This window comes from Nocardia sp. 852002-51101_SCH5132738, assembly GCF_001665695.1.
Taxonomy (GTDB): Bacteria; Actinomycetota; Actinomycetes; order Mycobacteriales; family Mycobacteriaceae; genus Nocardia; species Nocardia nova.
In genome coordinates, this window is the sequence record NZ_LZML01000164.1 from 1 (window position 1) to 25323 (window position 25323).

The window sequence follows — 25323 nt, forward strand, 5'->3', positions numbered from 1 at the left end:
GGACAGAAGGCCACGGATAGGTGTTCCGTCGCAGGTCAGAGCCTCACAACGACTTACACGTCGTAGTACAGCTCGAACTCGTAGGGGTGCGGACGCAGGTTCACCGGCGCGATCTCGTTGTCACGCTTGAGCTGGATCCAGGTCTCGATGAGGTCGTCGGTGAAGACGTTGCCCTCGGTGAGGTACTCGTGGTCCTGCTCGAGGCGGTCGATGACCGAGGCCAGCGAGGTGGGGGCCTGCGGGATGTTCTTGGCCTCCTCCGGCGGGAGCTCGTAGAGGTCCTTGTCGACCGGGGCCTGCGGCTCGATCTTCTTCTTGATGCCGTCCAGGCCGGCCATCAGCATGGCGGCGAAGGCCAGATACGGGTTACCCGAGGAGTCGGGCGCGCGGAACTCGATGCGCTTGGCCTTCGGGTTGTTGCCGGTGACCGGGATGCGGACCGCGGCGGACCGGTTGCGCTGCGAGTACACCAGGTTGATCGGGGCCTCGTAGCCCGGCACCAGACGGTGGTAGGAGTTCACCGTCGGGTTGGTGAACGCCAGCAGCGACGGCGCGTGGTGCAGGATGCCGCCGATGTAGTGGCGGGCCAGGTCGGACAGGCCACCGTAGCCGGCCTCGTCGTGGAACAGCGGCTTGCCGTCCTTCCACAGCGACTGGTGCACGTGCATGCCCGAGCCGTTGTCACCGAACAGCGGCTTCGGCATGAAGGTGACCGACTTGCCTTCCTGCCACGCGGTGTTCTTCACGATGTACTTGAACAGCTGCAGGTCGTCCGCGGCCGACAGCAGGGTGTCGAAGCGGTAGTTGATCTCGGCCTGACCGGCGGTGCCGACCTCGTGGTGGCCGCGCTCGAGCTCGAAGCCCGCGTTCTGCAGGTTGGTCGAGATCGTGTCGCGCAGGTCGACGTAGTGGTCGTACGGGGCGACGGGGAAGTAGCCACCCTTGTTGCGGACCTTGTAGCCCAGGTTGCGGGTGCCGTCCGGGTTGAACTCCTCGCCGGTGTTCCACGAGCCGGAGACGGACTCGATCTCGTAGAACGCGCCGTTCATGCCGGAGTCGTAGCGGACGCCGTCGAAGATGTAGAACTCGGCCTCGGGGCCGAAGAACGCGGTGTCGGCGATACCGGTCGAACGCAGGTACTCCTCCGCCTTGCGCGCGATGTTGCGCGGGTCGCGGGAGTAGGCCTCACGGGTGAACGGGTCGTGCACGAAGAAGTTCATGTTCAGCGTCTTCGCGGCACGGAACGGGTCGATCCGGGCGGTGGAGAAGTCGGGCAGCAGCAGCATGTCCGACTCGTCGATCGACTGGAAACCGCGCACGGAGGAGCCGTCGAACGCCAGGCCCTCTTCGGCCAGGTCGGTGGTGAACGACTTCGCCGGGATGGAGAAGTGCTGCTGAACGCCAGGAAGGTCCGAGAAGCGTACGTCGACGTACTCGACGTCCTCCTCCTTGATGTACTTGATGACCTCGTCGGCCGTGCTGAACGCCACTTAGTACTCCTTACGGATCGGTTCCCAGCCTGTGCCGATTGCTGGGTTTCAGCGCTGAACGGTATGGATGCGGTGTTTCCCCGCAATCAAGGCTGTGTTTCGCCAGTGTTACACGTGCTGCTGGACGGGTCGGCGGCATCCCCGGGCAACACCGCGCGGTGGGTCGCTCACGATGCGGTGCCGGACCAGCACCGTTATCCTGCCACCACGGCATCCGGCGCTCGATTCGAGGACCGCGCATCGTCGCCGATCGGTGCGCGCGACCGCGAGAGTTTCCCGGCCGCAACCGCTTTGGGAAATCGCCCCAGCGGGGTGCCGTGCTGCCGTCGCCGCGGGCGGCCGGACGGGGTGACGCGGACCCGCCGGCGGGTAACCGGCGGCCGACGGCCGGTGTTACGTGGCTGCCGGGTGCGGGCCCGGGTGTGACGTAATCCTCACCGTCACCACGCCTAAGCTGGGAGCATGGCGCGAATTACCGGTTCCTGGCTGTCCGGCCCGAATGCGGCCCACCCCGGCGAGCCGCAGCCCGACGACTACCCCGGCAAGCTGCTCGGCCTGCCGCAGGAGGGTGTGGGGTCGCTGGCGCCCATGTCGCGCCGCATCGCCGCGCTGTTCGTCGACTACTTCATCGCCATGGGGATCGCCGCGCTGATCGTGCGCGGCGCCGGATCGCTCAACACCGTCACCTACCTGATCTGGTTCGTGATCGGCGTGGTGACGGTCATGCTGTTCGGGTTCACGCCGGGGCAGTACTTCCTGGGAATGCGCACGGTCCGGATCGATGCGTCGGCGCCGGTCGGATTCGTGCGGTCGGTGGCGCGTCAGGTACTGCTGACCTTCGTGGTGCCCGCGTTGTTCACCGACGGGGATCGCCGCGGTATGCACGACCGGGCGACCGGTACGGCACTGATCCGCGCTCGGTAACAATCGTTCGCCGCCCGGCAGGAGGGGCCTGTCGGCGCGCGACGACGGTGAGTGGTTACGTGGCCGGCGGCCGGACCGCGCCGCGTCGCACACCGTCGAGCAACAGGTCGAGAAGGCGGTCGATCTGCTCGCGGTCGATACCGGCCAGTGTCGCGCCCGCCATCGCCGCTGTGATGTCCTCGGGCCGGACGTCGTCGCGCAGCGTGCCGGCCGAGATTCCGGCATCGAGGACGGAACGGATTGCCGCACTGAGTCTTTCGCGGGTCTGCGCCGAGGTCACCGCCCCGGAGGCGATGACCTCGCGCAGCGCCTCGGCCATCCCGCGTTTGGTGGCCACGAAGTCGGCGTAGCGGCCGAGCCAGATGCGCAGTGCGTCCTCCGGGGCGTGGTCGGCGAGCAGATTCGCCGCCTGGTCGCACAGCTGTTCCAGTTCGCTGCGGTATACGGCCTCGATGAGCGCTTCCCGCGACGGGAAGTGCCGATAGAGCGTGCCGATACCCACCCCGGCGGATTTGGCGATCGCTTCCAGGCTGACCGTGCCTTCTTCGCCCGTGAACGCGGTGAGAGCGGCATCGAGGAGCAGTTGGCGGTTGCGCTGGGCATCGCGGCGTCCACGCGGCTGTCCGGACAAAGTGGAGGGTCCTCCGTTTCTGTACTACTCTGGTCTTAAGCGGAGGATCCTCCGTTTGATGCCAGGATAACAAGGGAGACCCGAATGACGGTCATGACGCAACCGCGTGACGGCGAACTGGCGGGACGTGCGGTCGGCCGGATCGGCTACGGAGCGATGCAGCTGGAGTCCGGCGCGGACGGGGTAGCGGTTGTGCGGCGAGCGGTGGAACTCGGCGTGAGCCACATCGACACGGCCGGTTTCTACGGCAACGGCTCGGTGAACGCGCTGCTCAGGGAAGCTCTGCATCCGTATCCGGACGATCTGCTGCTGGTCGACAAGGTCGGCGCCGTGCATACGGGCGATGGTCTCGTGCCGGCGCAGAAGCCCGAGCAGCTACGGGCCGCGGTCGAAGCGGATCTGCGGGCGCTGGGCGCCGAGCAGTTGGCGGTGGTGAACCTGCGCCGGGTCGACGGTCCGCCCGGAATCGTGGCGACCGGTGATCAGATCGTGGATCTCGACGACCAGCTGGCCGAGCTGATCTCGTTGCGGGACGAGGGCAAGATCGGGGCGATCGGACTGAGCAGTGTCACCGTCGAACAACTCGGGCGCGCCGCTCCCGCCGGGATCGCGTGCGTGCAGAATCTGTACAACCTGCTGGAACGCGACGAGGAACCGCTGCTCGCCGAATGTTCTTCGCGGGGAATCGCTTTCGTGCCCTACTTTCCGCTCGGCTCGGGATTTCCGGATCGGCCCAAGGTGGCCGGCGACGACGTGGTGCGCGATATCGCCGGCCGCCTCGGGGTGACGCCGAGCCAGGTGGGGCTGGCGTGGTTGCTGGCCCGCGATCCGCACATCCTGCTGATTCCGGGGACTCGCAGCATCGGCCATCTCGAACAGAATGTGGCGGCGCGAGATGTCCGGCTGGATGCCGGGATGCTCGCCGCGCTCGAAGAACGAGCCTGAGGGCGGGCGGCTCAGAACATCATCTGCACCGTCTTCTCCTCGGTATAGGCCTCGATGCCGGCGGGGCCGAGTTCGCGGCCGATGCCGCTGCCGGCCCGCCCACCCCACGGCGTGGTCATGTCGGGGATGCCGAAGGCGTTGATCCACACATTGCCGACGCGCAGATCACGCGCGGTGGTCTGCGCGGTGTGCAGGTCCTCGGTGTAGATGATCGCGTTGAGCCCGAAGTGGGTGTCGTTGGCCAGCGCCGGCACATCGGCGGTGTCGGAGAAGGGAATGATCGTGGCCACCGGGCCGAAGATCTCCTCGCGCGCGATGCGCTGGTCGTGGCGGCCGAGAAAGACGGTCGGCTCGACGAAATAGCCGGGCCGCTCGGCGAGTGAACCGCCGGTCACCAGTTCCGCGCCCTCGGCGACGCCCAGTCCGAGATAGCCGCCGATGCGCTCGTGCTGCTGCCGGTTCACCACCGGTCCCATGGAGACCTCGGCGTCGAACGGGTCGCCCAGGGTGAGCGATTCGGCGTGTTCGGCCAGCCGCCGCGTGACCTCGTCGACCAGGCTGTCGTGGACGTAGACGCGGGTGCCGGCCGCGCACACCTGGCCTTGGTGCAGGAAATTGCCGACCGCGACAAACGGCAGTGCGCGGTCGAGGTCGGCATCGGGAAAGACGATCTGCGGATTCTTCCCGCCCAGTTCGAGGGTGACCTTGCGGAACTGGCCGCCGGCGTGGGTGTTCATGAGGGCGCCCACCTCGGGGCTGCCGGTGAAGGTCAGCTTGGCCAGGCCGGGGTGGCGGGCGAGGGCGGCGCCGGCGGTCTCGCCGCGGCCGGGCACGACGTTGAACACCCCGTCCGGCACCCCGGCCTCGGCGAGGATTTCGGCCAGCCGCAGGATCGACAGCGCCGCATCCTCCGGCGGCTTGATCACCACGGTGTTGCCCGCCGCCAGTGCCGGGGCGATCTTCCATCCGGCGACCACGATGGGGTTGTTCCACGGTGTGATCGCGCCGACGACACCCAGGGGCTCGCGCAGGGTGTAGTTGAGCCGGTGCCGGCCGGCGTAATCGGGCAGCTGCACGGTCGAGCCGTGCAGTTTGTCGGCGTATCCCGCGTAGTAGCGGAACGTGGCCAGGGTGGCCGGAATGTCGCCGAAAACGCCGTCCTTGTACAGCTTTCCGACCTCGAGGGTCTCGAGCGCGGACAGGTACTGCGTGTCGGCCTCGATGAGATCCGCTGCGCGGAACAGGATTCGCCCGCGTTCGGCGCCGCCCATCTGCCTCCAGCCGCTGCTGTCGAAGGCCGACTGCGCCGCGCGGACCGCGTCGTCGACGTCCTCGGCCGACGCGTCGGCGATATCGCAGATGTGCTCGAGGGTGGTCGGATTCTCGGAGCGGTAGGTCGCGCCGCCGCTCGCGTCGCGCCAGCCGCCGCCGATCCAGAGGCGGCGGGGCGGGAACGTGGTCGGAGCCTGAGCGCCGTCGGCGCGGGCGGTGGAGGTGTAGTCGGACACGGCTGCTCCTGACGACTGATCGAAGTGTGAGCAGGCTAGCGCGGCGATCGTATGTTGTGAAGCAGTTTCCGATTATCGGACAAGCGTAGCCAAGTTGCGGGGACGCAAGGCGCTGGATGTCCGCTGCGACGTGCCGGGCGGAGCGGCTACCCCAGCGCCGAATGCAATCGCTGGGCGGCTCGGCGTACGGCATCGGCCATCGCCGGGGTTTCCTGCCCGACCAGGGTGACCACGCCGACCGCGGCCGGAGGACCGGGTAGTCCGGGCAGCGAGGCGACGACGCCGTGCGCGCCGGGCACCAGCTTGCCCTCGCTCTCGAAGATGCCGCTCTCACCGCGCCGCGACGCCTCGATCGCCTCACCGAGGGCGCCCTGTCCGCGCCCGGTGCGCGCGCCGACCCGATAGGCGACGTGGAAGGTGGTGAACGGTGGTTCGACGACCGCGACCGCGAGGACGTCGTCGCCGTCGGCGACGCAGAAATGCGCCGTCGCCTCCACCTCGCGGGCCAGATCCTCGAGGATCTCGCGGGTGGCCTCGCGCACCGAGCCGAGGACGTGCTGGGTCAGCACGAGCGCGCCCGCGGAGACGCTGACCGTGCCGTCCTCGGCGCGGCGCACCAGTCCATGTTCGACCAGCGTGCCGACCAGGCGGTAGATGATCGTGCGGGAAAGGCCCAGCTCCTGCGCCAGTTGTGCGGGGGTGCGGGCATGGGGGCTGCTGGCGAGCAACTTCAGCACATCGAGTCCGCGGCTCAGAGTCTGCGAGGTGTCGGGCGCCGGCATGGCAGAAATCCTACGTGGGCGGTCCCTCGATCAGCTCACGCTCGGCGGCCCACTGCTCGACGTATTCGAGACAGGCGCGCAGATGGTCCGGTTGGCCGACGTAATAGTGTGTGGCGCCGGGGATTACGCGATAGGTGCGGTCCGGGGTGGCGAGCGCGTCGCGCACGATCGGGTTGTGGGTGGCCGGCACCGCGTCGTCGGCGGAATTCTCGATCTGCAGCACCGGGCCCTTCGTGATCCGCGCGGCATTGCGCGCCCCGCCCGCCACCGAATGGTCCAGACTCCACTGGCTCAGCCACGACCGCAGGGTCGTATAGCGGGCGAGGCCGACCGGTCCGACGTTCGCGGTGCGCGGATCGCCGAGATAACACCAGTTCGGGCGGCGGTCGTTGGGGTCGACGGCAGGATCGAGCCAGCGCACATCGCACATCGTGCGGTGGACCAGGAAAGGCTGTTCCTGTTCGGGCCCGCCGGCGGCGCGCAGGTCGGCCAGGCGCGCGAGCGCCCATTCCGAGATACGGCGGTTGCGGGCGCGCTGTGCCTCGCGGAATCCGGCGACGTATTCGGGGCTGTAGGGCGGCCGCTGGGGGGCGTCGTCGGCATAGATGTCCCAGGTGGCGTCGCGGCGGTGCGGAGCGGTTTCGTCGATCACCGACGGATCGAGCCATTCGGTGAGCGTCTCGGCCCGCGACAGATGAGCCGCGATGAACACCACCCCGTCGGCCGGTGAAAGTCCCGCTCCCACAACATCTACCGGATCTCCCGCGGGCGTGTGCGTAATGCTCGGATCCAATGCCTCGGCCTGATAGAGCAGCGACAGCGATCCGCCGCCGGACCAGCCGACCAGGATCACGCGGTCGTAGCCGGCGACCTCCCGCGCCCAGCGCACCCACGCGCCGAGGTCGAGGACCACCTTCTCCATCACCAGCGCGGAATCGTTCTTCGGGTAGCGGCTCGCCCCGCACAGCACGTGATGTCCGCGGGCGGCGAGCGCGGTCGGCATCGGCAGCAGATTCAGCGTCGAGGTCGGATGTTGGAACAGGAAAACCGTTCCGCCCGAACGTCGTTCGCCGGGCGGTCGCAGCAGCTGCCCCTCCAGTACGATCCCGTGACCGCCGGTGAATCCATAGGTCTCGCGGACCGTGGGCTGCTCCTCGCTGTGCAGGATCACCGGGATCCGCTCGAACGGCTCACTCACGATGGCCTCTCTTCTGTTGTGGCCGACCGGCATACCGTTTGTCCGACCAGCTCCACGGATAGCCGGGCACATCGCTCGCGGTGCCGCCTTCGGCGACCTCCAGCGGGCGGAAGGTATCGACCATGAACGCCATCTCGTTCGGTTCGGTGAAACCGGGGGAGTCGAGATAGGCCTGGCGCCGGGGGCCGTGGGTGTACGCGGCGGGATGCAGGCTCACCGATCCGGTCCGGATGCCGGAACCCTTGCGCGCGGCGGTCTCTCCGGCGAAGTAGAACATCACCTCATCGGAGTCGACGTTCGAGTGGTAGTAGGGCACCTTGATCGCCCCGGGCGCGAATTCCAATGGGCGCGGGACGAAATTGCACACCACGAAGCCCGGGCCCTGCAGCACCTGGTAGGTCGGCGGGGGTTGCAGCACCGCGCCGACGACGGGGGAGAAGTCGCGATAGTTCAGCGCGTACGGATACAGGTGCCCGTCCCAGCCGACCACGTCGAACGGGTGATGGTCGTAGACGACCACCGTGCCGTGCAGGCCCGAGGCGGTGCGATGTTTGACGTAGACCTCGGTGTCGGCGTCGACCAGCTCGCCGGGGGCCGGCAACGGTCCGGCCGGTCCGCGCAGGTCGCGCTCGGTGATCGGGGAGCCCTCGAGGAATTGGCCGTAGCGCGTGCGGTGCTTGTCCGGCGGTTGCACGTGCCCGGACGCCTCGACGCACAGCAGCCGTAACGGGCCCGCGTCGGTGTGCGGCAGCCAGCGATGGATGGTGACCCGCGGTATGACGACATTGTCGCCCTGTCGCACGTCCACCCGGCCGAACACGCTCTCGAGGGTGGCCGCGCCCGCCTCGACGAAGATCACCTCGTCGCCGATGCCGTTGCTGTAGAGCGGAGAGGGCTCGTCGGCCACGACGTAGGAGATGCGGACATCGGCATTGGCGAGAACCGGGCGGCGGTGCCGGACCGCGTCGCGGCCGGTGACGTCGTGAAAAAGGTCGGGCAGATGAAAATGCCGGGGCAGCAGCGGGATGTTCGCGGTGAGGGACTGATCGCCGAGATCCCACTCGCGCGCGTCGACCAGCGCCGACGGCACGCGGCGGTGATAGAGCAGCGAACCGGTGCCCGAGAACCCCTCCTCCCCGATGAACTCCTCGAACGTCGGCGTGCCGTCGTCGAGGGTGAAGGCGGTATGACGCTGCCGGGGGAATTCGCCGACGGCCCGGTAGTACGGCATCGCACCTCCTGATCGCCTGCCCGACTTTCGTGGCCGGATGTCCTATATACGAACCTATGGGAGGCGGTGTGGTCCTGTCCCGGGTTTGACGGAGATGCGGCGGGAGTCGGCCTACACGGCAATCGCCGCCACCCCGGACATCCGGGATGGCGGCGATCAGGGTCTTCAGCTGTGCGACAGAACCCGGCGTGCGCGATTCAGCGGCGGCGGATGGTGCGCTGCACTCCGCGCATCTTCGCGCCGGCCGGCAGCGGGCCCTTCGGCAGCGCCGGTCCGCCGCGGGTGGCCAGTGCGGTGAGGCGGCCCTCGATGAGGTCCATCCGCTTGGCGTCGATATTGCGGGGGAGTTTGGTGAGGTGGCGCTGCAGGTTCTTCAGCGGAACCTGGCCCTCCTCGTTGCCGATCACGATGTCGTAGATCGGGGTGTCGCCGACCAGGCGAGCGGTCTTCTTCTTCTCCTGCGCCAGCAGCGATTTCACCCGCTGCGGCGACCCCTCGGCCACCAGGACCACACCGGGCAGGCCGATCACGCGGTGGACGGCGTCGAGCTGGGTGGTGGCGGCGACGGCCTGGGTAGCGCGCCACTTACCCTGCAGGTTGTCCAGCACCCACCAGGCCGCACCCGCCTGACCCTCGGCCTTGGCGTAGACGTTCTTCTGCACCCGGCGTCCGAAGATGATGAAGGCGACCAGCGCGCCCAGCAGAATGCCGACCGGCAGCAGGAACCACTGCATGTTGAACAGGAAGCCGACGAGGAACAGCACCACGGTGATGCCGACCAGTGCGCCGATCATCAGCGGCAGCAGCAGTTTGTCCTCTTTGCGCACCATCTGGAACGTCTGCCAGAGCTGCTGACGCCGCTCCTTCGACGCCTGCTTGCGCGCCGCCTTCGCCGCGGCCTTCGCTTCCTTCGACGGTGTGCCGCCCTTACCTGCTGCCATACCTCTCAGGATAGTGGTCGAGCGGGACATACCCCGCACGGGCCGCAGAACAGCGCGACGCTCGCCTCAGACGGTGGCTTCGCTGCGACTGCGCAGGTCCGCGGCGATCTGGCTCGGCATCGGTTCGTGCCGCACATAGCTGCGGTCGAACTGGGCCGCGCCGCGCGAGAGTGAGCGCAGGTCGATGGCGTAGCGGCTCAATTCCAGTTCGGGGACCTCGGCGCGGATGACGGTGCGCCCGGCGGCGGCCGGTTCGGTGCCCAGTACGCGGCCGCGGCGGCCGGCCAGATCTCCGAGGATGGTACCGACGAAATCGTCGGCGACGGTCACCCGCACCTCGGCGATCGGTTCGAGCAGGTCGATCCGGGCGGCGGCGGCCGCCTCCCGCAGGGCCAGCGCTCCCGCGGTCTGGAAGGCGGCATCGGAGGAGTCGACCGAATGCGCCTTGCCGTCGAGCAGGGTCACCCGCACATCGACGAGCGGATATCCGGCGGCGACGCCGCGCTCGGCCTGCGCGCGCACGCCCTTCTCCACCGAGCCGATGAACTGGCGTGGTACCGCGCCGCCGACCACCTTGTCGACGAATTCGATCCCGGAACCCTCCGGCAGCGGTTCCACCTCGATATCGCAGATCGCGTACTGGCCGTGGCCGCCGGACTGCTTCACATGCCGCCCGTGCCCGGAGGCCTTGCCCGCGAACGTTTCTCGCAACGCCACCCGATACTCGTCGACATCGACCTGCACGCCGAACCGGGACCGCAGCCGTTCCAGCGCGACATCGCGATGTGCCTCGCCCAGGCACCACAGCACCAGCTGATGAGTGCGCGGATTCTGCTCCAGGCGCACCGTCGGATCCTCGGCGACCAGGCGGGCCAGGCCCTGCGACAGCTTGTCCTCGTCGGCCTTGCCGTGGGCGCGCACCGCCACCGGCAGCAGCGGTTCGGGCAGCGGCCACGGCTCGATCAGCAGCGGAGAATCCTTGGCCGACACCGTATCTCCGGTCTCGGCGTGCCCCAGTTTGGTGACGTAGGCGATATCGCCGGCGATGGCCTGGCCGATCGGGAACTGTTGTTTACCGAACGGCGCCGTCACCGCGCCGACTCGTTCGTCGACATCGTGCCCGTTGCCGTCGTTGTGCCCGCAGATGTGCACGGTGTCGTCGGCGTGCAGGGTGCCGGCGAAGACGCGCACCAGCGACACTCGGCCCACATACGGGTCGGAGGCGGTGCGGATCACCTCGGCGGCCAGCGGCGCGCCCGGATCACAGGACAGTGGCTGCGGCGCGGCACCGTTGCTCGGGCAGCGCGCCGCGACCGCGTGTTCGGCGGGGGTGGGGAAGCCGCGCGTGATCAGCTCGAGAATCTCGACCATGCCCAGGCCCTCGCGGGTGCCCTCGGGCGGGGGCGCCGCGATCAGGATGGGATGGAAGCGGTCGCGCGCCACCGCGCGTTCCAGATCCGCGATCAAGGTGGTGAGGTCGATCCGTTCGCCCTCGAGATAGCGGTCCATCAGGGTTTCGTCTTCGCTCTCGGCGATGATGCCCTCGATGAGCCGGTTGCGCGCGGTCTCGATCTGCGCGGTCTGTTCGGCGGTGGCGTCGGTGCGGGTGTGGGCGCCGCCGGAACAGTCGAAGACCTGCTCGGTCAGCAGGTCGACGACTCCGGTGACCGGGCGGTGCCCGTCGGCGCCCTTCGGGCCGTACACCGGCAGCTGCAGCGGCAGGATGGCGTCGGTATCGCCGTCACCGAGCAGATCCGCGCAGGTCTGGGCCATCAGGTCGAAATCGGCGCGGGCCGCGTCCAGATGGGTGATCACCAGGGCCCGCGGCATCCCGACCCGCGCGCACTCCTCCCACAGCGCCAGCGTCTGCCCGTCGACACCGTCGGCGCCCGCGGCGGCCGAGACCACGAAAAGGGCCGCATCCGCAGCTCGCAGACCGGCCCGTAGTTCGCCGACGAAATCGGCATATCCTGGCGTATCGATCAGATTGACCTTGATGCCGTTCCAGGCGACCGGCACCACCGACAACTGCACCGAACGGTGTTGGCGCTGCTCGATATCGTCGTAGTCCGAGACACAGGTGCCGTCCTCCACGCGGCCGGCTCGGGTGAGCGCCCCGGCCTCCATGGCCAGTGCCTCCACCACGGTGGTCTTGCCGGAGCCGGTGTGCCCGACCAGGACCACATTGCGGATACCGTCGGGCTGCGATGCCTCGATCACTCTGCCGGCGGAACTGTTACGGGCGGCGGTGCTCGCTTTCTCGGCCATGTCTCTTCACTTCCCGGAGTCGACACGTGCGGTTGCTTCGAGCTTCCCACCGGCGCGCGGCTGTGTCACCCGTTCCGGGGATCCGCACCCCATCCGTGGTGAATCCGCACCCCGTATGCAACGAACGACCGGCCGAACGGGAATTCGGCCGGTCGCTGCGGGGTGGCTGGGGTCGTTCAGCTGCCGAATCGGGCGAGCACCGAACTCGCCTCCTGGCTCGCCGAGCCCTCCTGGGCCAGATGCGCCATCTCCGGTGCGATCTCCCGGCCGTGATGCGCCATCGCCTGCGCGTACAACCGGCCGGCGCGGTAGGAGGAGCGCACCAGCGGCCCGGCCATCACGCCGGCGAAGCCGAGTTCGGTTGCGACGCGGGAATGTTCGACGAATTCCTCCGGCTTCACCCAGCGGTCCACCGGATGGTGGCGCGGCGAGGGCCGCAGGTACTGGGTGATGGTGAGGATGTCGCAGCCGGCCTCGTGCAGATCACGCATCGCCTGGGTGACCTCTTCGGGCGTCTCGCCCATACCGAGGATCAGATTCGACTTGGTGACCAGACCGGCCTCGCGGGCCGCGGTCAGCACCGCCAGCGACCGTTCGTAGCGGAATGCCGGGCGGATCCGCTTGAAGATGCGCGGCACGGTCTCCACGTTGTGCGCCAGCACCTCCGGCCGCGAGGAGAACACCTCGGCCAGCTGATCGGGATCGGCGTTGAAATCGGGGATCAGCAACTCCACGCCGGTATGCGGGTTGAGTCGCTTGATGGCGCGCACGGTTTCGGCGTACAGCCAGGCGCCGCCGTCTTCGAGGTCGTCGCGCGCGACGCCGGTGATCGTCGAGTACCGCAGGCCCATCGCCTGCACGCTCTCGGCCACCCGGCGCGGTTCGTCGCGGTCGAGCGCGGCGGGCTTACCGGTGTCGATCTGGCAGAAATCGCAGCGCCGGGTGCACTGTTCGCCGCCGATGAGGAAGGTGGCCTCGCGATCCTCCCAGCATTCGAAGATGTTGGGACAGCCCGCTTCCTCGCAGACCGTGTGCAGCCCTTCGCGTTTGACCAGGCCCTTGAGTTCGGAGTACTCGGGGCCCATGGTGGCGCGGGTGCGGATCCACTTCGGCTTGCGTTCGATCGGGGTCTGCGCGTTGCGGGCCTCGATGCGGAGCAATTTGCGACCGCCTGATTCCCGTACCAGGGAATCGGGGGACGAAGTGGCCGGCGCGGCGGTGTGTGCCGTGCCGCTGTTCGATGTCGGGGTGTCGACGGAGGTCACTCGAACGACTCTACGCCCGCCGAAATCGGGCCCGGCAGCGTGCGCTGCATCAAGGTCAGATCCATCCAGCCGCCGAACTTGTGCCCCACTTCGGGCAGCTGGCCGACGATCCGGAAGCCGAACTTCTCGTGCAGCAGAATCGAGGTCTTGTTGGATGTTTCGATCGCCGCGATCACGGTGTGCACCCGCCCGGACTCCTCGGCCCGTCCCAGCAGTGCCGTCAGCAGCGCGGTCGCCGCGCCGCGGCGCTGGAACCGCTCCGAGACGTACACCGAATTCTCCACGCAGTACCGATAACCGGATTTGGGCCGCCACTGCGCGTAGCTGGCATAGCCGGCCACCTGACCGTCGATGATGGCGACGAGCACCGGGTATCCGGCGGCCACCCGGTCGCGCCACCAGCGCAGGCGATCGTCGAGGTCGACCGGGTTGGTGTCCCAGATGGCGGTCGTCTCGGCCACGGCGTCGTTGTGGATGGCGAGGATCGTGGGGATGTCGCGTTCCTCGGCATCGCGAATGCGCGGTCCACCCGACTGGATATCGGTCACCGCCTCAAACTATCGGCAACCAGCGGTGGCGGCGAGCCGGCTCGGTCACACGCGTGGGGGCGACGGGCGTCTATCTCTGCGACTTCGGCGCAGGGGTAGCAGACAGGTCACCATCGCGACCACGAGCGGTAGGACGCTGACGGTCGACATGGTCAGCCGCAACCCGCCGGCGACGTCGAGTCCCAACTCCAGTCCGCTGGTCTGCCGCAGCAGATTCGGATCGTAGGTAGTGCCCGGACTGAGCGCCATGCCGCTGCGTACCGCGTCGACGGCCTGTTCGGCCCGCGTCACCGCCATGCCGCGTGCCTCGGCGTCGGCCGACCATGCCTGCCGGAAGAAGAACTGGAACAGCAGCAGATAGACGGTGGGCCCGAACGCGCAGCCGATCATGCCGAACGCCAGCTGGGTGGAGGCGACCGTGCCGGAGTGCCCGGGTGGCGCTTCGGCGAGAACCGCCTCCGACACCGAGACCGACGTGACCAGAGATCCCAGGTTGCCCAGCCAGACGACCGCCACCAGCAGCCACAGCGCCATCGTGGGGCTCGCGGTGGCTGCCAGCACGAATCCGCTCGCCGCCAGCAGCAGCAGGCCCGCGACCATCACCGTCCACGGAGTGGTCTTCCCGACCACGCGGCCCGCGAAGACGACGGCGCCGGCGATCAGCAGGGTGCCGGGCAGATACAGCAGGCCGATGGCTTCGGGCGACAAGGCCAGCACCGTACTGCCGAATTGCCCGAGGACGAAACCCAGCCCGGCGGCGAGCAGATTCAGCGTGAGGGCCGCCGTCAACGCCAGACAGAATCCGGAGCTGCGGAACAGGGCCAGGTCCAGCGCGGGCTCGGGTGCCCGGCGTTCGTGCCGGACGAAGAGCAGGGCGGCGGTGGCGCTGATCGCCAGAGTCAGCCAGGTCTGTGGGCGGGTGATCCCGTTCTGCGCTGCCGCCAGGCCGATGACCAGTGTCGTCAGTGTCATCCCGAACAGGCTGATCCCGCCGACGTCGAGCCGTCGGCGCTCGGTGCGAGCGGCCTCCGGCACATAGCGCACGGTCAGCACGAGCGAGACCGCGGCCAGCAGCGGAGTGAGCAGGAACAGGAACCGCCAGCCGGCGGTGGTGACCACCCAGCCCGTGAGCGCGGGGGTGACACCACACAGGACCATTTCGACGCCCATGAGCATGCCGATGGCCGCCGCCCGCTTGCTCTCCGGCACCGACGTTTTCAGCAGGGCCAGGGGCCCGCCCAGCAGCGCGGCCATGCCGAGTCCGGCCAGAGCCCGCATCGCCAGCAGGAAGCCGAAACCGGGCGAGAAGAAGGACAACAGGTCGGCGACCGTGACGACGATCAGCCCCAGTGTGAGCAGCCGCTCGAGTCCGAACGCGTCGCCGAGGTTGCCCGCGGCGAGGACCGCGGCGGCCATCACCAGCGTCGCGGTTCCACCCAAGAGCCCGATCAGATGCGGCGGAACGTGGAGAGCGCGGCTCACCTGCGGCAGGTTGAGGTTGAGCACCAGCGGGTCCACCACCGTGATGGTGAAGGCGAAGGCCAGTCCGACGACGATCGGCATGATCTTCGTATCCGTCGCTGACCGTGGCGGTGCCATCGCCTCACCTCCTGTGCGGTCCCGGAGCGAACGTCACGACCAGGACATCGCGGTAGGCCGGCCGGCTCGGATCCACCGGAGACAGGGGCGACACGCTGTGCAGAGTGCGGCGGTCGTCGCCCAGCAGCAGATCTCCGGGCTCGCCGAGCGTCGCCGTCATCAACTGCCTGCCGTCGGTGTCGAAGACCGAACTCACCCCGCCGGTGGCGTTTCGCCGACCGACCAGCAGCGACGCGACCAGCGTGACACCGTCGCGGTGCCGGCCCTCCGGCGTGGGCAGCCCCCGCGCGTTCGCGGCGGCGACGACTCGGAAGGGGTGCACCTTCACGGTCCACTCCGGCGGGTCGTCCAGCGTCGTCGCGAATCGCCCGAGCAGCCGCAGCACAGCGCGGAAAACCGGCGCGGCGACGAACGAATCCGTCAGGGGCTCGAAGATGCGGTCCCTGCCGACATAGAGCGGATTGGTGGCCTCCGGCTGCACGAAGTATTCCTGCGGGAGCCGACGGAACTGCCCGGTCGCCGCCGAGAAGGAGAACAGGCCGTAGCGCCGCAGTCTGCGGGTGCCCCGCTCGGAGGCGTACTCGTCCGGGCGCAGCGCGTCCCAGTGGGCGTGGAAACGGGCCCATGCTCGTTCGTCCACGCCGAGCCACGACGTGGTGACGGCGGCGGGCACGAGGTGGACACCATTGCGCAGCAGGGCCTGCCGGGCCGCCGCCGGGACGAGAGGCGAGCGCGTCCGCGGCCCGGGAGAAGCCTGGGGAGCCGTCTGTGCCACACCGGTCACCTTCTTCGCGCGATGACCCGCTGTCCGCCTTGCGTTGTGCGACTTCCGACGAGGCGCCGGACAGCAACCGAGCCGATTACGCCATTCGAGCGTACGGCGACGTGGCCGGAGAACACCAGCGCGGACCGTGGTCGATCAGCGGTTGTCGCCGATCACCGAGGCCAGCGCCTGCCCGATGGTTTCGTGGCGGAAGGTGTAGCCCGCCTCCTCGAGCACGGTGGGAATCGCGCGCGGGCCGCGCAGGATCGCCTCCTGGGCCAGTTCGCCGACCGCGGCCTGCAATGCGACGGCGGGCACGATGAACGGAGCCGGACGATGCAGCGCCCGCGCCAGCGCCCGATTGAATTCGGCATTGGTCACCGGCGCCGGGCCGACCATGTTGACCGGTCCGTGCACCGACGGATTCGTGAGCACGAACGAGATGCCGGCGACCTCGTCGTCGAGTGAGATCCACGGCTGATACTGACGCCCGCTGCCCAGGCGCCCGCCCAGTCCGATCGAATACAGCGGCCGCAGCAGGGCGAGCATGCCGCCGTGACGCGAGAGCACCACCGCGCTGCGCACCTGCACCACCCGCACCCCGGCGTCGACCGCGGGCTGGGTGGCGGCCTCCCAGTCCCGGCACAGCGTCGCCAGGAAACCCGTTCCGGCGGAATCGGATTCGGTGATCACCCGGTCGCCGGTGTCGCCGCCGTAGAAATGCACGCCGCTGGCGTTCACCAGCGTCGGCACTCCGGCGGCGGCGACCGCGGTGGCCAGCACATCGGTCGGGCCGATGCGGCTGTCGCGCAACTGCTGCTTGTAGCTGCCGTTCCAGCGCCGCGCGCCGAGTCCGGCGCCGCAGAGGTTGACCACGGCATCCGCCGCTCGCAGGGCCGGTGCGGGCACCTGTGCCCGCACCGGATCCCAGCTGAACTCGTCCTCGGCCGCGGCGGGACGGCGCACCAGGCGAGCCACCTCGTGCCCGTCTCGACGCAGCGCGGCGACCAGCGCCGTCCCGACGAGTCCGGACGAACCGGCGATCACAACCTTCATGTCGTCACCGAATCGTCGTGTCGCCCAGCGATTTACAGACCGAGATCGGCCTCGAACGCGGCCTCCTCCAGCCGGTGCCTGATGGTGGTCAGGAAGCGGCCGGCGTCGGCGCCGTCGATGAGGCGATGATCGTAGGTCAGCGGCAGGTAGCACATCGAGCGGATGCCGATGAACTCGCTGCCGTTGTCGGAGATCACCATCGGGCGCTTGACGATCGCACCCGTGCCCAGCATCGCCGCCTGCGGCGGAACCAGGATCGGGGTGTCGAACAGGGCGCCCTGGCTGCCGATGTTGGTGATGGTGAACGTGCCGCCCGCCAGTTCGTCGGGCTTGAGCCCGCCGGTGCGGGCCCGGTTGGCGATATCGGCGATGGCCCGGGCCAGTCCGGCCAGCGACAGGTCACTGGCGTTGTGGATCACCGGCGACAGCAGACCCTGCTCGGTGTCGACCGCGATGCCCAGGTGCACCGAGGAGTGGTAGGTGATCTCCTTGGTGTCCTCGTTGTAGGAGGCGTTGACGTTGGGGTGCACGCCCAGCGCCTCCACGGCGGCCTTCGCGAAGAACGGCAGGAACGTCAGGTTGACGCCCTCGCGGTCGGCGAATGCGCTCTTGGCCTTGGCCCGCAGCGCCGCGATCTTGGTGACGTCGACCTCGTGGGTCTGGGTCAGCTGCGCGGTGGTCTGCAGCGATTCGCGGGTTTTGGTGGCCGTGATCTGCCGGATGCGGTTGGCCTTCTGGACCGTGCCGCGCAGTGCCTGCAGTTGCGGACGGGCGCCGGCCGGAGCCGACGGCGCGGCCGGGGCGGCAGCGGCGGCCGGAGCGGCGGCGGGCTGCGGAGCGGCCGGTGCCTTGGTGGCCTCCGCCGCGGCGAGCACGTCCTGCTTACGGATGCGGCCGCCGACGCCGGAACCCTTCAGCGTCGACAGATCGACGTTGTTCTCCTGGGCCAGCTTGCGGACCAGCGGGGTGACGTAGGGCGATTCGCCGTTGCCGGACGCGGTCGACGGCGCGGCCTGGGCCGGAGCTTGCTGCGCCGGGGCCTGCTGCGCGGGCGCTTCCTGCTTGGCCGGAGCCTGCTGCTGGGCCGGAGCCTGCTGCGGTGCCTGCTGTGCGGGGGCCTGCTGGGCGGGCGCTTCCTGGGCGGGTGCCTGCTGCTGCGCGGGCGCCGGAGCCGGGGCGGGCGCGGACTGCGCGGCGGCGGGCGAACCGCTGCCGATCACGCCGAGCTGACCGCCGACCGACACCACGTCGTCCTCGTTCGCGCTGATCTCGAGCAGCGTGCCGGCCACCGGCGACGGGATTTCGGTGTCGACCTTGTCGGTGGAGACCTCGAGCAGCGGCTCGTCGACCTCGACCTGGTCACCGACCTGCTTGAGCCAGCGGGTGACGGTGCCCTCGGTGACGGATTCGCCGAGTTCCGGCATCTTCACCGAGGTGCCGTCGGCAGCGCCGCTGGACTGTGCGGCGGGCGCGGGCTGCTGCGCGGGGGCCTGCTGGGCGGGCGCTTCCTGCGCGGGCGCGGATTCCGCGGGTGCCTGCTGCGCAGGTGCTTCCTGGGCCGGGGCGGGCGCCGGCGCGGATTCCTCACCGGCATCGCCGATCACGCCCAGTTCGCCGCCGACCTCGACGACGTCGTCTTCCTGGGCCACGATCTTGGTGAGTACACCCGCTGCGGGGGACGGGATTTCGGTGTCGACCTTGTCGGTGGACACTTCGAGCAGGGGCTCGTCGACCTCGACCGTGTCTCCTTCCTGCTTCAGCCACCTGGTCACAGTGCCCTCGGTGACGCTCTCACCAAGAGCTGGCATCTGGACGGAGAAGGCCATGTCCGTTGACTCCTCTAACTGCTCGACGGGTTCACAACAGTTCGTCTCTCGGCGGGGGCGCGCCGCGGTCGCGGCGAGCACCCGACTGCCACCGAACATTCCTGTGGCACCGGAGATCCGTGCGGTTCTTGTTCCGGTTCTCCATCCTTGCACTCGCCGTTGCGATACGTACCACAGGGCGGGCGGTCGGCGGGCCCATGGCGACATCACAGCATCCGTGCCGCTGCGGAGAGCTGCCTCGATGACGATCGTCGGGCTCGGCGTGTCTGATTCGACACCCCGCGCGAAACCGCCGGGTCGGGACACGGTGTCCATGGCGGACCTGGGCATCCGCCCGAAATGCCCGACAGCTGGCACTATCGATGGATCGGGAGCGCACGCACCCGACAGGCGAACAGGAGGTAGGCGGCCGTGGGGTTGCTCGATCGTTTCCGCGGCGGCCGCGCGGGTAGAGGCGCCGACGCCTCCGATATCCGGTATCTGGCCGACTGGGTGCGCACCCACGTGGGCGTCGAGGCGTATATCGAACCCAAGACGACAGTGACCGATGTCACAGCGATACTTATCGCCGCCGATGGGGAATGGACGCGCCGGGTCGTGGGCGAGCGCGGCGCACGCCAATTGTCGACCCGCCTGGGGATTCCCGTCTACGACGTGGGCCGCACCGGTTACCCGCAGCGCATGCGCGACTACGACGCCCGCAAACGCATCGAGCGCAAGCGCGCGCTGGAGGCCGATCTGCGGGATCTGTCCGCGGAGTAAGCGTCCGCAACTCGATACCCGCGGCGATGGTCACGCACCGACCGAGACCCCGGACGGCCACGTCCGAGCGTGCCGCCGGGTTCTCGAATGCCGTTGTGCCGCTTATCAGCCCGCGATATCGGTCAATACGGCGACCAGCGTGCGCACGGGAACGCCGGTGCCGCCCTTGCCGATGTAGCCGAACGGCCCGCCGGTGTTGTAGGCCGGACCCGCCACATCCAGATGCGCCCACTGCACACCCTCGGGCACGAATTCCTTCAGATAGGTTCCGGCGACCAGCATGCCGCCCCAGCGGTGCGGGGACACGTTGGCCATATCGGCGACCTTCGAATTCAGGTCGGCGCGCAATTCGCTGGGCAGCGGCATCGGCCAGCCGTTCTCGCCGACCTCCTGCGACAGCCGCGCGACCCGGTCGCGGAACTCCTCGGTGCCCATCACGCCGGGGGTGCGGGTGCCGAGTGCGACCATCTGCGCGCCGGTCAGCGTCGCGACGTCGATCAGGTAGTCCGGATCGTCCTCGCCCGCTCGCACGATCGCGTCGGCGAGGATCAGCCGGCCCTCGGCGTCGGTGTTGATGACCTCGATCGTGGTGCCGCCGTACTGGGTGAGCACATCACCGGGACGCTGCGCGGTTGCCGAGGGCATGTTCTCGGCCATCGGCACCGTCGCGGTGACCGTGATCGGGAGCCCGAGCCGCGCCGCCACCAGGGTGGTCGCGATGACCGCCGCGGCGCCACCCATATCGGAGGTCATATTCTCCATATTGGCCGCCGGCTTGATCGAGATGCCGCCGGTGTCGAAGGTGATGCCCTTACCGATCAGGGCGACCTTCGTGTCCCCGCCGGAGTAGGTGATGCGGATCAGCCGCGGCGGGCGCGAGGAGCCCTTGCCGACGCCGACGATCCCGCCGTAACCGGCCGCCTCCAACTGCTTCTCGTCGAGGATCTCCACCTCGAGTCCGGCCGCCCGTGCCAATTCGGCTGCGCGCTCGGCGAATTCAGCCGGAAAGAGCGCGTTCGGGGGAGTGTTGACGAAATCGCGCGCGGTCGCGACCGCCTCGGCGACGGCCTGGGCGCGGAACAGTTCCTCCTCGCCGGAATCGGCTGTGGGAACCAGGAATTCGACCCGCTGCAGCGGTTGTTCGGCCGGCTTGGGCGCGGACTTGTCGGACTTGAACGTGGTGAAGGTGTAGGCGCCGAGGTAGAAGCCCTCGGCGGCGGCGCCCAGATCCAGTCCGGACAGCGTGGTGACGGCCGTGGCGGTGCCGGCGAGCGAGCGGGCGGCCACACCGGCGGATTTGCGGATCTGCTCGGCATCCAGCGCGTCCTGTCCGCCGAGTCCGACCGCGAGCACACTGGTCGCGCCGAGCCCGTCCGGTGCCGGGATCCGGGTCAGCTCCTCGGCCTTGCCCTTCGCGCCGACGGCCAGCAGCGAGGCCAGCAACTGCTCCCGGGTGCCGGCATCGAGCACCCCGTCGAAAACGTCGGCCGCGGCGATCACGGGCCCGTCGTCGGTGGACAGAAGTCCGACCACGAGGACATCGGTGTCGGGGCCGATGTTCTCGGTACGTGCCAGTTCCGGGCCGAGTGAACGATCTGCAACAGCTGTCATGCGCCCAGGTTACTGGGTGGGCTCGGAGCGCCTTGGGGGGAGCGACGCGGTCGGAGACGGTGGTGCGCGTGACCACGGAGGCCGCCACCGAGCACGACGGGAGCCCGCCGGACGGAATTCGCTGGTGCCGGTTCGCGGTGGCATGCCATTGTGGTGATGAACTATGAACGATCGAGAACTGGTGCGCTTGTCGAAGCGCCTGTCGAAATGGCTGCGGCACGATCCGCAGGGAATCGGCCTGGAACCGGACGCGGCCGGCTGGGTGCCGGTGGAGGTCCTGCTGCGGCAGGCGAACGCTGCCGGAACGACGATCACTCGTGCCGACCTGGACGCGGTGGTCGCCCGAAACAACAAGCAGCGCTACGAATTCGACGAGAGCGGCACATCGATCCGCGCCCGGCAAGGACATTCCATTCCGGTCGAGCTCGGCTACACCGCGGTCGAACCGCCGCCGATCCTCTTCCACGGCACGGCCGAGCATCTGGTCGATGTGATCATGGCCGAGGGGCTGCGTCCGATGCGCCGGCATGCGGTCCACCTGTCGGCGGATCTGGAAACCGCACGCGCGGTGGGCGGTAGGCACGGGCGCCCGGTGGTCTTCGACGTCGCGGCCGAGCGGATGCATCGCGACGGGCAGTCGTTCTACCGCACCGGCAACGGAGTCTGGTTGGTGAATGCGGTTTTGCCGGCGTATCTCTCGCCGAGAACCTCGCAGGCTGAGTAGGAAATCGCCGGGGACTGCCTCGAGTCTCACGCGCTCCTGCACAGGTGTGAGTTCGGCTCACTCCTCGTCGTTCTGCGCCGACAGCGGTACGCCGGTGTGGAAGAACCGGATCAGCCGCCCGATCCGCACGCAGTGTGCGGCGCAGCGCTCGAAATGGTGTGCCAGCAGGGCCGTTTCGACCGCCATCGCATTGCCGTGCTGCCAGCCGTCGTCGGCGACCGCCCGCAACAGTTGCTGCTGGAGCTGCTCGATCGCCGGATCCGGCGGGATCAGCGTGGTGTCCGGTTCCACCTGCTGGGCCGAGATCACCGCGATGGCTGCCGCGGTGAGGTCGACCAGCGCCGCGGCCATCGCCGAGAGTTGATGCGTGATGTCCTCGGGCGCCACGGGTTCCGGGAATTTCCGCACCACACCGTCGGCCACCCGGCTGAGCCCGCCCGCGATGCCGGACAGATCCTCCGCGATCTGAATGGCGGTCACCACGTTGCGCAGATCCCGCGCGACCGGCGCCTCCAGGGCGAGCAGAATCACCGACCGGTCCTCGCATTTGGCGTGCTCGGCCTGGATTCTCTCCTCCAGCGCGAACACCTCGTAGGCAGCGGTCAGATCGGCGTTCTCGATCGCCACCGCGGCGCGTTCGGCCGCCTCGTGTGCCAACCGAGCCATATGAGCGAGCTCTTCGGTGAGCGCCGCGAGTTCGGAGGAGAATTTCGTTCGCACTCTGGTATCTTCGCCGCCCACCGCGCCGAACGTGCAATATCGCAGGAAAAGTCGTCGAATATCCGCCTCGCGGGCCGGTGTCGCGCAGTGCCGCAGCGCGTGTCGATCATTAAGGTGTAGCGCACCGTGCCGACGGTTGTGCGAATGGAGGCTCTCGGGCTGGTGGAGTTACGAAGCGAGACATTATCCGGACAGCGCACGGAATCGGTCGAGGTCGTGGGTCCGGTCGACGCTGCGCAGCCGGCGAACGCGGCGACGGGCGACGAGGACGGTTTCGATTGGCTGGGCCGTACCCGGGCCGGCCGGGTGCTGCGGCTGGAACGGCCGCAACGGATCTGGGAGGGCGAGCGCACGCCGGGCCGCTCGCGCCCGTACGTGGTGGCGACCTTCAACTTGAAGGGCGGGGTGGGCAAGACCACCACCACCGCCGCGCTGGCCGAAATTCTGTCCGCCGAATTCGACAAGCGAGTCCTGCTGATCGATCTGGATCCGCAGGCCAATCTCACCGCGATGATGGTCGGCGAAAACCGCTCGGTGGAACTGGATTCCGCCGGCCAGACCCTGGCCGCGATCTTCGCCGCCGCGCTGGCCGGGCGGCCCGCGCCCGATGTGCGCCCGCTGATCCAGCACGAGGTGTCGCCCATGCACGCCGTCACCACCGTCGATCTGCTGCCCGCCTCGCCGAAACTGATTGCGCTGCAGGACGAGATGCCCGCACTGCGCCACGGCGAGCCCACCACGGTGCTGGCCCGGGCGCTGTCGGGGGTGCTCGAGGACTACGACTATGTCCTCGTCGACTGCCCGCCGAATCTCGGCCCGATCACCCAGAACGGTCTGCGGCTGTCCGACGGGTACATGATCCCCACCATCCCGGACATCATGTCCACCTATGGAATTCCGCCGGTGCAGGCGCATCTGCGCCACCTCGCCGCGCGCTGGGGCGACCCGCTGGAGGAGCTCGGGGTCGTGGTCACCAAGTACCGGCGTTCCTCGGCGGTCCACCGCACCACCCTGGAGATCCTGCAGGCCAATCGCACGCTGCCGCGGCTGTTCCCGACCCGCATCCCCGACTCCAATCAGATCGCCGCCGCGGCCGCGTTCACCGACTTCGGCAGTCTGCGCAGGAAATACGGGACGGGCGGGCAGTTCCTGGCCCTGCGCGAACTGACCGCGGATTTTCTGGCGACGACGCGAATAACCCTCGCGTGGGGACGGTGAGCAGCGCAGGCAACGAGTTGGAACCCGCGAGTTCACGTCAATCACACATTGACAATCCTCTCTTTGTCAACTGTTGGTTGACGATCGCGCCGGCTGGTCCTAGCGTGGGCGCATGTCCTCCACCGAACCGCCCGCACCGGCGATCACGCCCGACCAGCGCCGGTCGACCGGCGAATCCTTCGGCATCGATCCGGCCCGCTACGACCGCACCCGCCCGCCCTATCCGCAAGCCATGATCGACCGCATCGTCGCCGCGAGCCCGGGCCGGAGCTACCTGAACGCCGGCTGCGGAACCGGCATCGAAGCGCGGCAGTTCCGGGCCGCGGGATGCACCGTGCTGGGTGTCGAACCCGATGCCCGGATGGCCGACTTCGCGCGCCGTGACGGTCTGGACGTGGAGGTGGCCCGGTTCGAGGAGTGGGATCCGGCCGGGCGCGTCTTCGACGCCGTGGTGTCCGGGACCGCGTGGCATTGGATCGATCCGATCGAGGGTGCGCGCACGGCGGCGCAGGCATTGCGTCCCGCCGGTCTGCTGGCGTTGTTCTGGCACGTCTTCGAGTTGCCGCCCGCCGTGGCCGAGGCCTTCGCCGAGGTCTACCGCCGGCTGCTCCCGGATTCGCCGTTCCGTCCGCCGGCCCACCCCGACCGGGCAGTGGATCCCTACGAGCCGATACTCGTCAACTCCGCCGACGGGATTCGCGATGCCGGCGGATTCGGCGAGGTGCAGCGATGGCGCTTCGATTGGGAGCGTCGCTACACCCGCGACGAGTGGCTGGACCAGATGCCCACCCAGGGCACGCTGACGCGAGCTCCGGCGGAGGTGGTGGATCAGGTGCTCGCCGGCGTCGGCGCGGCCATCGACGCGATGGGCGGCGGCTTCACGATGCCGTACGCCACCATGGTCCTCACCGCCGCCCGACTGTGAGCTGACTCACATCTCCGGTTCGGTGGAACCGTCGCGTCTCGGGAGCGTCCAAACCCATGACGGACAACACCTTTCGAGACAAGGAATCGGCATGATTCGCACTACTGCCGCACTTCTCGCCGCCGCCGCGATCGCGGGCTTCGGCCTGACGGCCGCGCAGGCGGCGGCTCCGCTCGCACCGGTACAGCATCAGGCCGTCGAACCGTCGGCCGCGCAGAACGGCTGCCCGCCGCCGCCGATCGGCCCGGACGGTCGCCCGCTGCCGCCGCCGCGGGGTGTGGACGGCAAGCCGCTGCCCCCGCCCACCGGCGCCGACGGTCAGCCGTGCCCGCCGCCGACCGGCCCCGACGGCCGTCCCTTGCCCCCGCCGCCCGGCGCCTGACGCGAA

23 protein-coding genes are annotated in these 25323 nt (G+C 68.9%); 7 read left to right on the plus strand and 16 right to left on the minus strand.

What is annotated here, in order from left to right; all coding sequences use genetic code 11:
* Positions 1-53: 53 nt before the first annotated feature.
* Positions 54-1490, minus strand: a complete 1437-nt coding sequence (gene glnA / locus A5789_RS25385) for a type I glutamate--ammonia ligase (RefSeq protein ID WP_064903148.1) — start codon at positions 1488-1490, stop codon at positions 54-56.
* 462 nt (positions 1491-1952) lie between these two features.
* Here glnA and A5789_RS25390 point away from each other — a divergent pair, with 462 nt between their 5' ends.
* Positions 1953-2414 (plus strand): RDD family protein, encoded by a 462-nt coding sequence (locus A5789_RS25390; RefSeq protein WP_063011098.1) that lies wholly within the window; start codon positions 1953-1955, stop codon positions 2412-2414.
* A gap of 55 nt (positions 2415-2469) precedes the next feature.
* On the opposite strand, the gene A5789_RS25395 is transcribed toward A5789_RS25390, so the two are convergent.
* Positions 2470-3045 (minus strand): TetR/AcrR family transcriptional regulator, encoded by a 576-nt coding sequence (locus tag A5789_RS25395; protein ID WP_064903146.1) that lies wholly within the window; start codon positions 3043-3045, stop codon positions 2470-2472.
* 84 nt (positions 3046-3129) lie between these two features.
* On the opposite strand from A5789_RS25395, the gene A5789_RS25400 reads away from it, so the two are divergent.
* Positions 3130-3990 (plus strand): aldo/keto reductase, encoded by an 861-nt coding sequence (locus tag A5789_RS25400; protein ID WP_064903144.1) that lies wholly within the window; start codon positions 3130-3132, stop codon positions 3988-3990.
* Positions 3991-4001: 11 nt separating this feature from the next.
* Here A5789_RS25400 and A5789_RS25405 read toward each other — a convergent pair whose 3' ends face one another.
* The 12 genes from A5789_RS25405 to sucB all read right to left on the minus strand — a co-directional run bounded on the left by A5789_RS25405 (position 4002) and on the right by sucB (position 18975).
* Entirely contained in the window at positions 4002-5498 is a 1497-nt protein-coding gene (locus A5789_RS25405) for an aldehyde dehydrogenase (RefSeq protein ID WP_082856762.1), read from the minus strand.
* 146 nt (positions 5499-5644) lie between these two features.
* Positions 5645-6280, minus strand: a complete 636-nt coding sequence (locus A5789_RS25410; protein WP_063910689.1) for an IclR family transcriptional regulator — start codon at positions 6278-6280, stop codon at positions 5645-5647.
* 10 nt (positions 6281-6290) lie between these two features.
* Positions 6291-7478, minus strand: coding sequence for a S9 family peptidase (locus A5789_RS25415; protein WP_227462968.1), 1188 nt, complete (start codon positions 7476-7478; stop codon positions 6291-6293).
* Positions 7471-8709 (minus strand): homogentisate 1,2-dioxygenase, encoded by a 1239-nt coding sequence (locus A5789_RS25420; protein WP_064903140.1) that lies wholly within the window; start codon positions 8707-8709, stop codon positions 7471-7473. The genes A5789_RS25415 and A5789_RS25420 overlap by 8 nt, the downstream gene beginning before the upstream one ends.
* Before the next feature lie 197 nt (positions 8710-8906).
* Complete coding sequence (locus A5789_RS25425) at positions 8907-9650, minus strand: DUF4191 domain-containing protein (protein WP_063011088.1); 744 nt, start codon at positions 9648-9650, stop codon at positions 8907-8909.
* A 66-nt stretch (positions 9651-9716) separates the two neighbouring features.
* Entirely contained in the window at positions 9717-11918 is a 2202-nt protein-coding gene (locus A5789_RS25430) for an elongation factor G-like protein EF-G2 (RefSeq protein WP_064903138.1), read from the minus strand.
* A 176-nt stretch (positions 11919-12094) separates the two neighbouring features.
* Entirely contained in the window at positions 12095-13183 is a 1089-nt protein-coding gene (gene lipA, locus A5789_RS25435; RefSeq protein ID WP_369817514.1) for a lipoyl synthase, read from the minus strand.
* Positions 13180-13731 carry a GNAT family N-acetyltransferase gene (locus A5789_RS25440; protein WP_281207931.1) on the minus strand — a complete coding sequence of 184 codons (552 nt, stop codon included), beginning with the start codon at positions 13729-13731 and terminating at the stop codon, positions 13180-13182. The genes lipA and A5789_RS25440 overlap by 4 nt, the downstream gene beginning before the upstream one ends.
* 45 nt (positions 13732-13776) lie before the next feature.
* Entirely contained in the window at positions 13777-15294 is a 1518-nt protein-coding gene (locus tag A5789_RS25445) for an MFS transporter (protein ID WP_228795089.1), read from the minus strand.
* A gap of 40 nt (positions 15295-15334) precedes the next feature.
* Complete coding sequence (locus A5789_RS25450; protein ID WP_064903206.1) at positions 15335-16027, minus strand: 2OG-Fe dioxygenase family protein; 693 nt, start codon at positions 16025-16027, stop codon at positions 15335-15337.
* A gap of 222 nt (positions 16028-16249) precedes the next feature.
* On the minus strand, positions 16250-17149 hold the full coding sequence (locus tag A5789_RS25455) for a TIGR01777 family oxidoreductase (protein ID WP_064903134.1): 900 nt from the start codon (positions 17147-17149) through the stop codon (positions 16250-16252).
* Positions 17150-17181: 32 nt separating this feature from the next.
* Positions 17182-18975, minus strand: a complete 1794-nt coding sequence (gene sucB, locus A5789_RS25460; protein ID WP_064903132.1) for a 2-oxoglutarate dehydrogenase, E2 component, dihydrolipoamide succinyltransferase — start codon at positions 18973-18975, stop codon at positions 17182-17184.
* A 411-nt stretch (positions 18976-19386) separates the two neighbouring features.
* Between sucB and A5789_RS25465 the strand changes: the two genes are divergently transcribed.
* On the plus strand, positions 19387-19737 hold the full coding sequence (locus A5789_RS25465) for a hypothetical protein (protein WP_063019567.1): 351 nt from the start codon (positions 19387-19389) through the stop codon (positions 19735-19737).
* A gap of 105 nt (positions 19738-19842) precedes the next feature.
* Here the strand turns inward: A5789_RS25465 and A5789_RS25470 are convergent, their stop codons facing one another.
* Entirely contained in the window at positions 19843-21348 is a 1506-nt protein-coding gene (locus tag A5789_RS25470) for a leucyl aminopeptidase (RefSeq protein WP_064903130.1), read from the minus strand.
* A 163-nt stretch (positions 21349-21511) separates the two neighbouring features.
* On the opposite strand from A5789_RS25470, the gene A5789_RS25475 reads away from it, so the two are divergent.
* A complete protein-coding gene (locus tag A5789_RS25475; protein ID WP_064903128.1) occupies positions 21512-22072 on the plus strand; it encodes an RNA 2'-phosphotransferase in 561 nt (186 codons plus the stop codon).
* A gap of 57 nt (positions 22073-22129) precedes the next feature.
* Here A5789_RS25475 and A5789_RS25480 read toward each other — a convergent pair whose 3' ends face one another.
* Positions 22130-22792, minus strand: a complete 663-nt coding sequence (locus A5789_RS25480; RefSeq protein WP_063019569.1) for a phosphate uptake regulator PhoU — start codon at positions 22790-22792, stop codon at positions 22130-22132.
* 375 nt (positions 22793-23167) lie between these two features.
* On the opposite strand from A5789_RS25480, the gene A5789_RS25485 reads away from it, so the two are divergent.
* The 3 genes from A5789_RS25485 (at position 23168) to A5789_RS25495 (ending at position 25317) form a co-directional block, all read left to right on the plus strand.
* Positions 23168-24010, plus strand: a complete 843-nt coding sequence (locus A5789_RS25485) for a ParA family protein (RefSeq protein ID WP_063019568.1) — start codon at positions 23168-23170, stop codon at positions 24008-24010.
* A gap of 112 nt (positions 24011-24122) precedes the next feature.
* Positions 24123-24935 carry a bifunctional 2-polyprenyl-6-hydroxyphenol methylase/3-demethylubiquinol 3-O-methyltransferase UbiG gene (locus tag A5789_RS25490; RefSeq protein WP_064903126.1) on the plus strand — a complete coding sequence of 271 codons (813 nt, stop codon included), beginning with the start codon at positions 24123-24125 and terminating at the stop codon, positions 24933-24935.
* 91 nt (positions 24936-25026) lie between these two features.
* Complete coding sequence (locus A5789_RS25495; protein ID WP_064903124.1) at positions 25027-25317, plus strand: hypothetical protein; 291 nt, start codon at positions 25027-25029, stop codon at positions 25315-25317.
* The last annotated feature ends 6 nt before the right edge of the window (positions 25318-25323 follow it).

What these genes read in the sequence shown, in the direction of transcription:
- A5789_RS25425 (WP_063011088.1), bottom strand. Translation starts at nt 9,650, where the DNA reads ATGGCAGCAGGTAAGGGCGGCACACCGTCGAAGGAAGCGAAGGCCGCG.
- A5789_RS25455 (WP_064903134.1), bottom strand. Translation starts at nt 17,149, where the DNA reads ATGAAGGTTGTGATCGCCGGTTCGTCCGGACTCGTCGGGACGGCGCTG.
- A5789_RS25430 (WP_064903138.1), bottom strand. Translation starts at nt 11,918, where the DNA reads ATGGCCGAGAAAGCGAGCACCGCCGCCCGTAACAGTTCCGCCGGCAGA.
- A5789_RS25490 (WP_064903126.1), top strand. Translation starts at nt 24,123, where the DNA reads ATGTCCTCCACCGAACCGCCCGCACCGGCGATCACGCCCGACCAGCGC.
- A5789_RS25420 (WP_064903140.1), bottom strand. Translation starts at nt 8,709, where the DNA reads ATGCCGTACTACCGGGCCGTCGGCGAATTCCCCCGGCAGCGTCATACC.
- A5789_RS25475 (WP_064903128.1), top strand. Translation starts at nt 21,512, where the DNA reads ATGAACGATCGAGAACTGGTGCGCTTGTCGAAGCGCCTGTCGAAATGG.
- sucB (WP_064903132.1), bottom strand. Translation starts at nt 18,975, where the DNA reads ATGGCCTTCTCCGTCCAGATGCCAGCTCTTGGTGAGAGCGTCACCGAG.
- A5789_RS25445 (WP_228795089.1), bottom strand. Translation starts at nt 15,294, where the DNA reads ATGCCGATCGTCGTCGGACTGGCCTTCGCCTTCACCATCACGGTGGTG.
- A5789_RS25390 (WP_063011098.1), top strand. Translation starts at nt 1,953, where the DNA reads ATGGCGCGAATTACCGGTTCCTGGCTGTCCGGCCCGAATGCGGCCCAC.
- A5789_RS25400 (WP_064903144.1), top strand. Translation starts at nt 3,130, where the DNA reads ATGACGGTCATGACGCAACCGCGTGACGGCGAACTGGCGGGACGTGCG.
- A5789_RS25410 (WP_063910689.1), bottom strand. Translation starts at nt 6,280, where the DNA reads ATGCCGGCGCCCGACACCTCGCAGACTCTGAGCCGCGGACTCGATGTG.
- A5789_RS25470 (WP_064903130.1), bottom strand. Translation starts at nt 21,348, where the DNA reads ATGACAGCTGTTGCAGATCGTTCACTCGGCCCGGAACTGGCACGTACC.
- A5789_RS25495 (WP_064903124.1), top strand. Translation starts at nt 25,027, where the DNA reads ATGATTCGCACTACTGCCGCACTTCTCGCCGCCGCCGCGATCGCGGGC.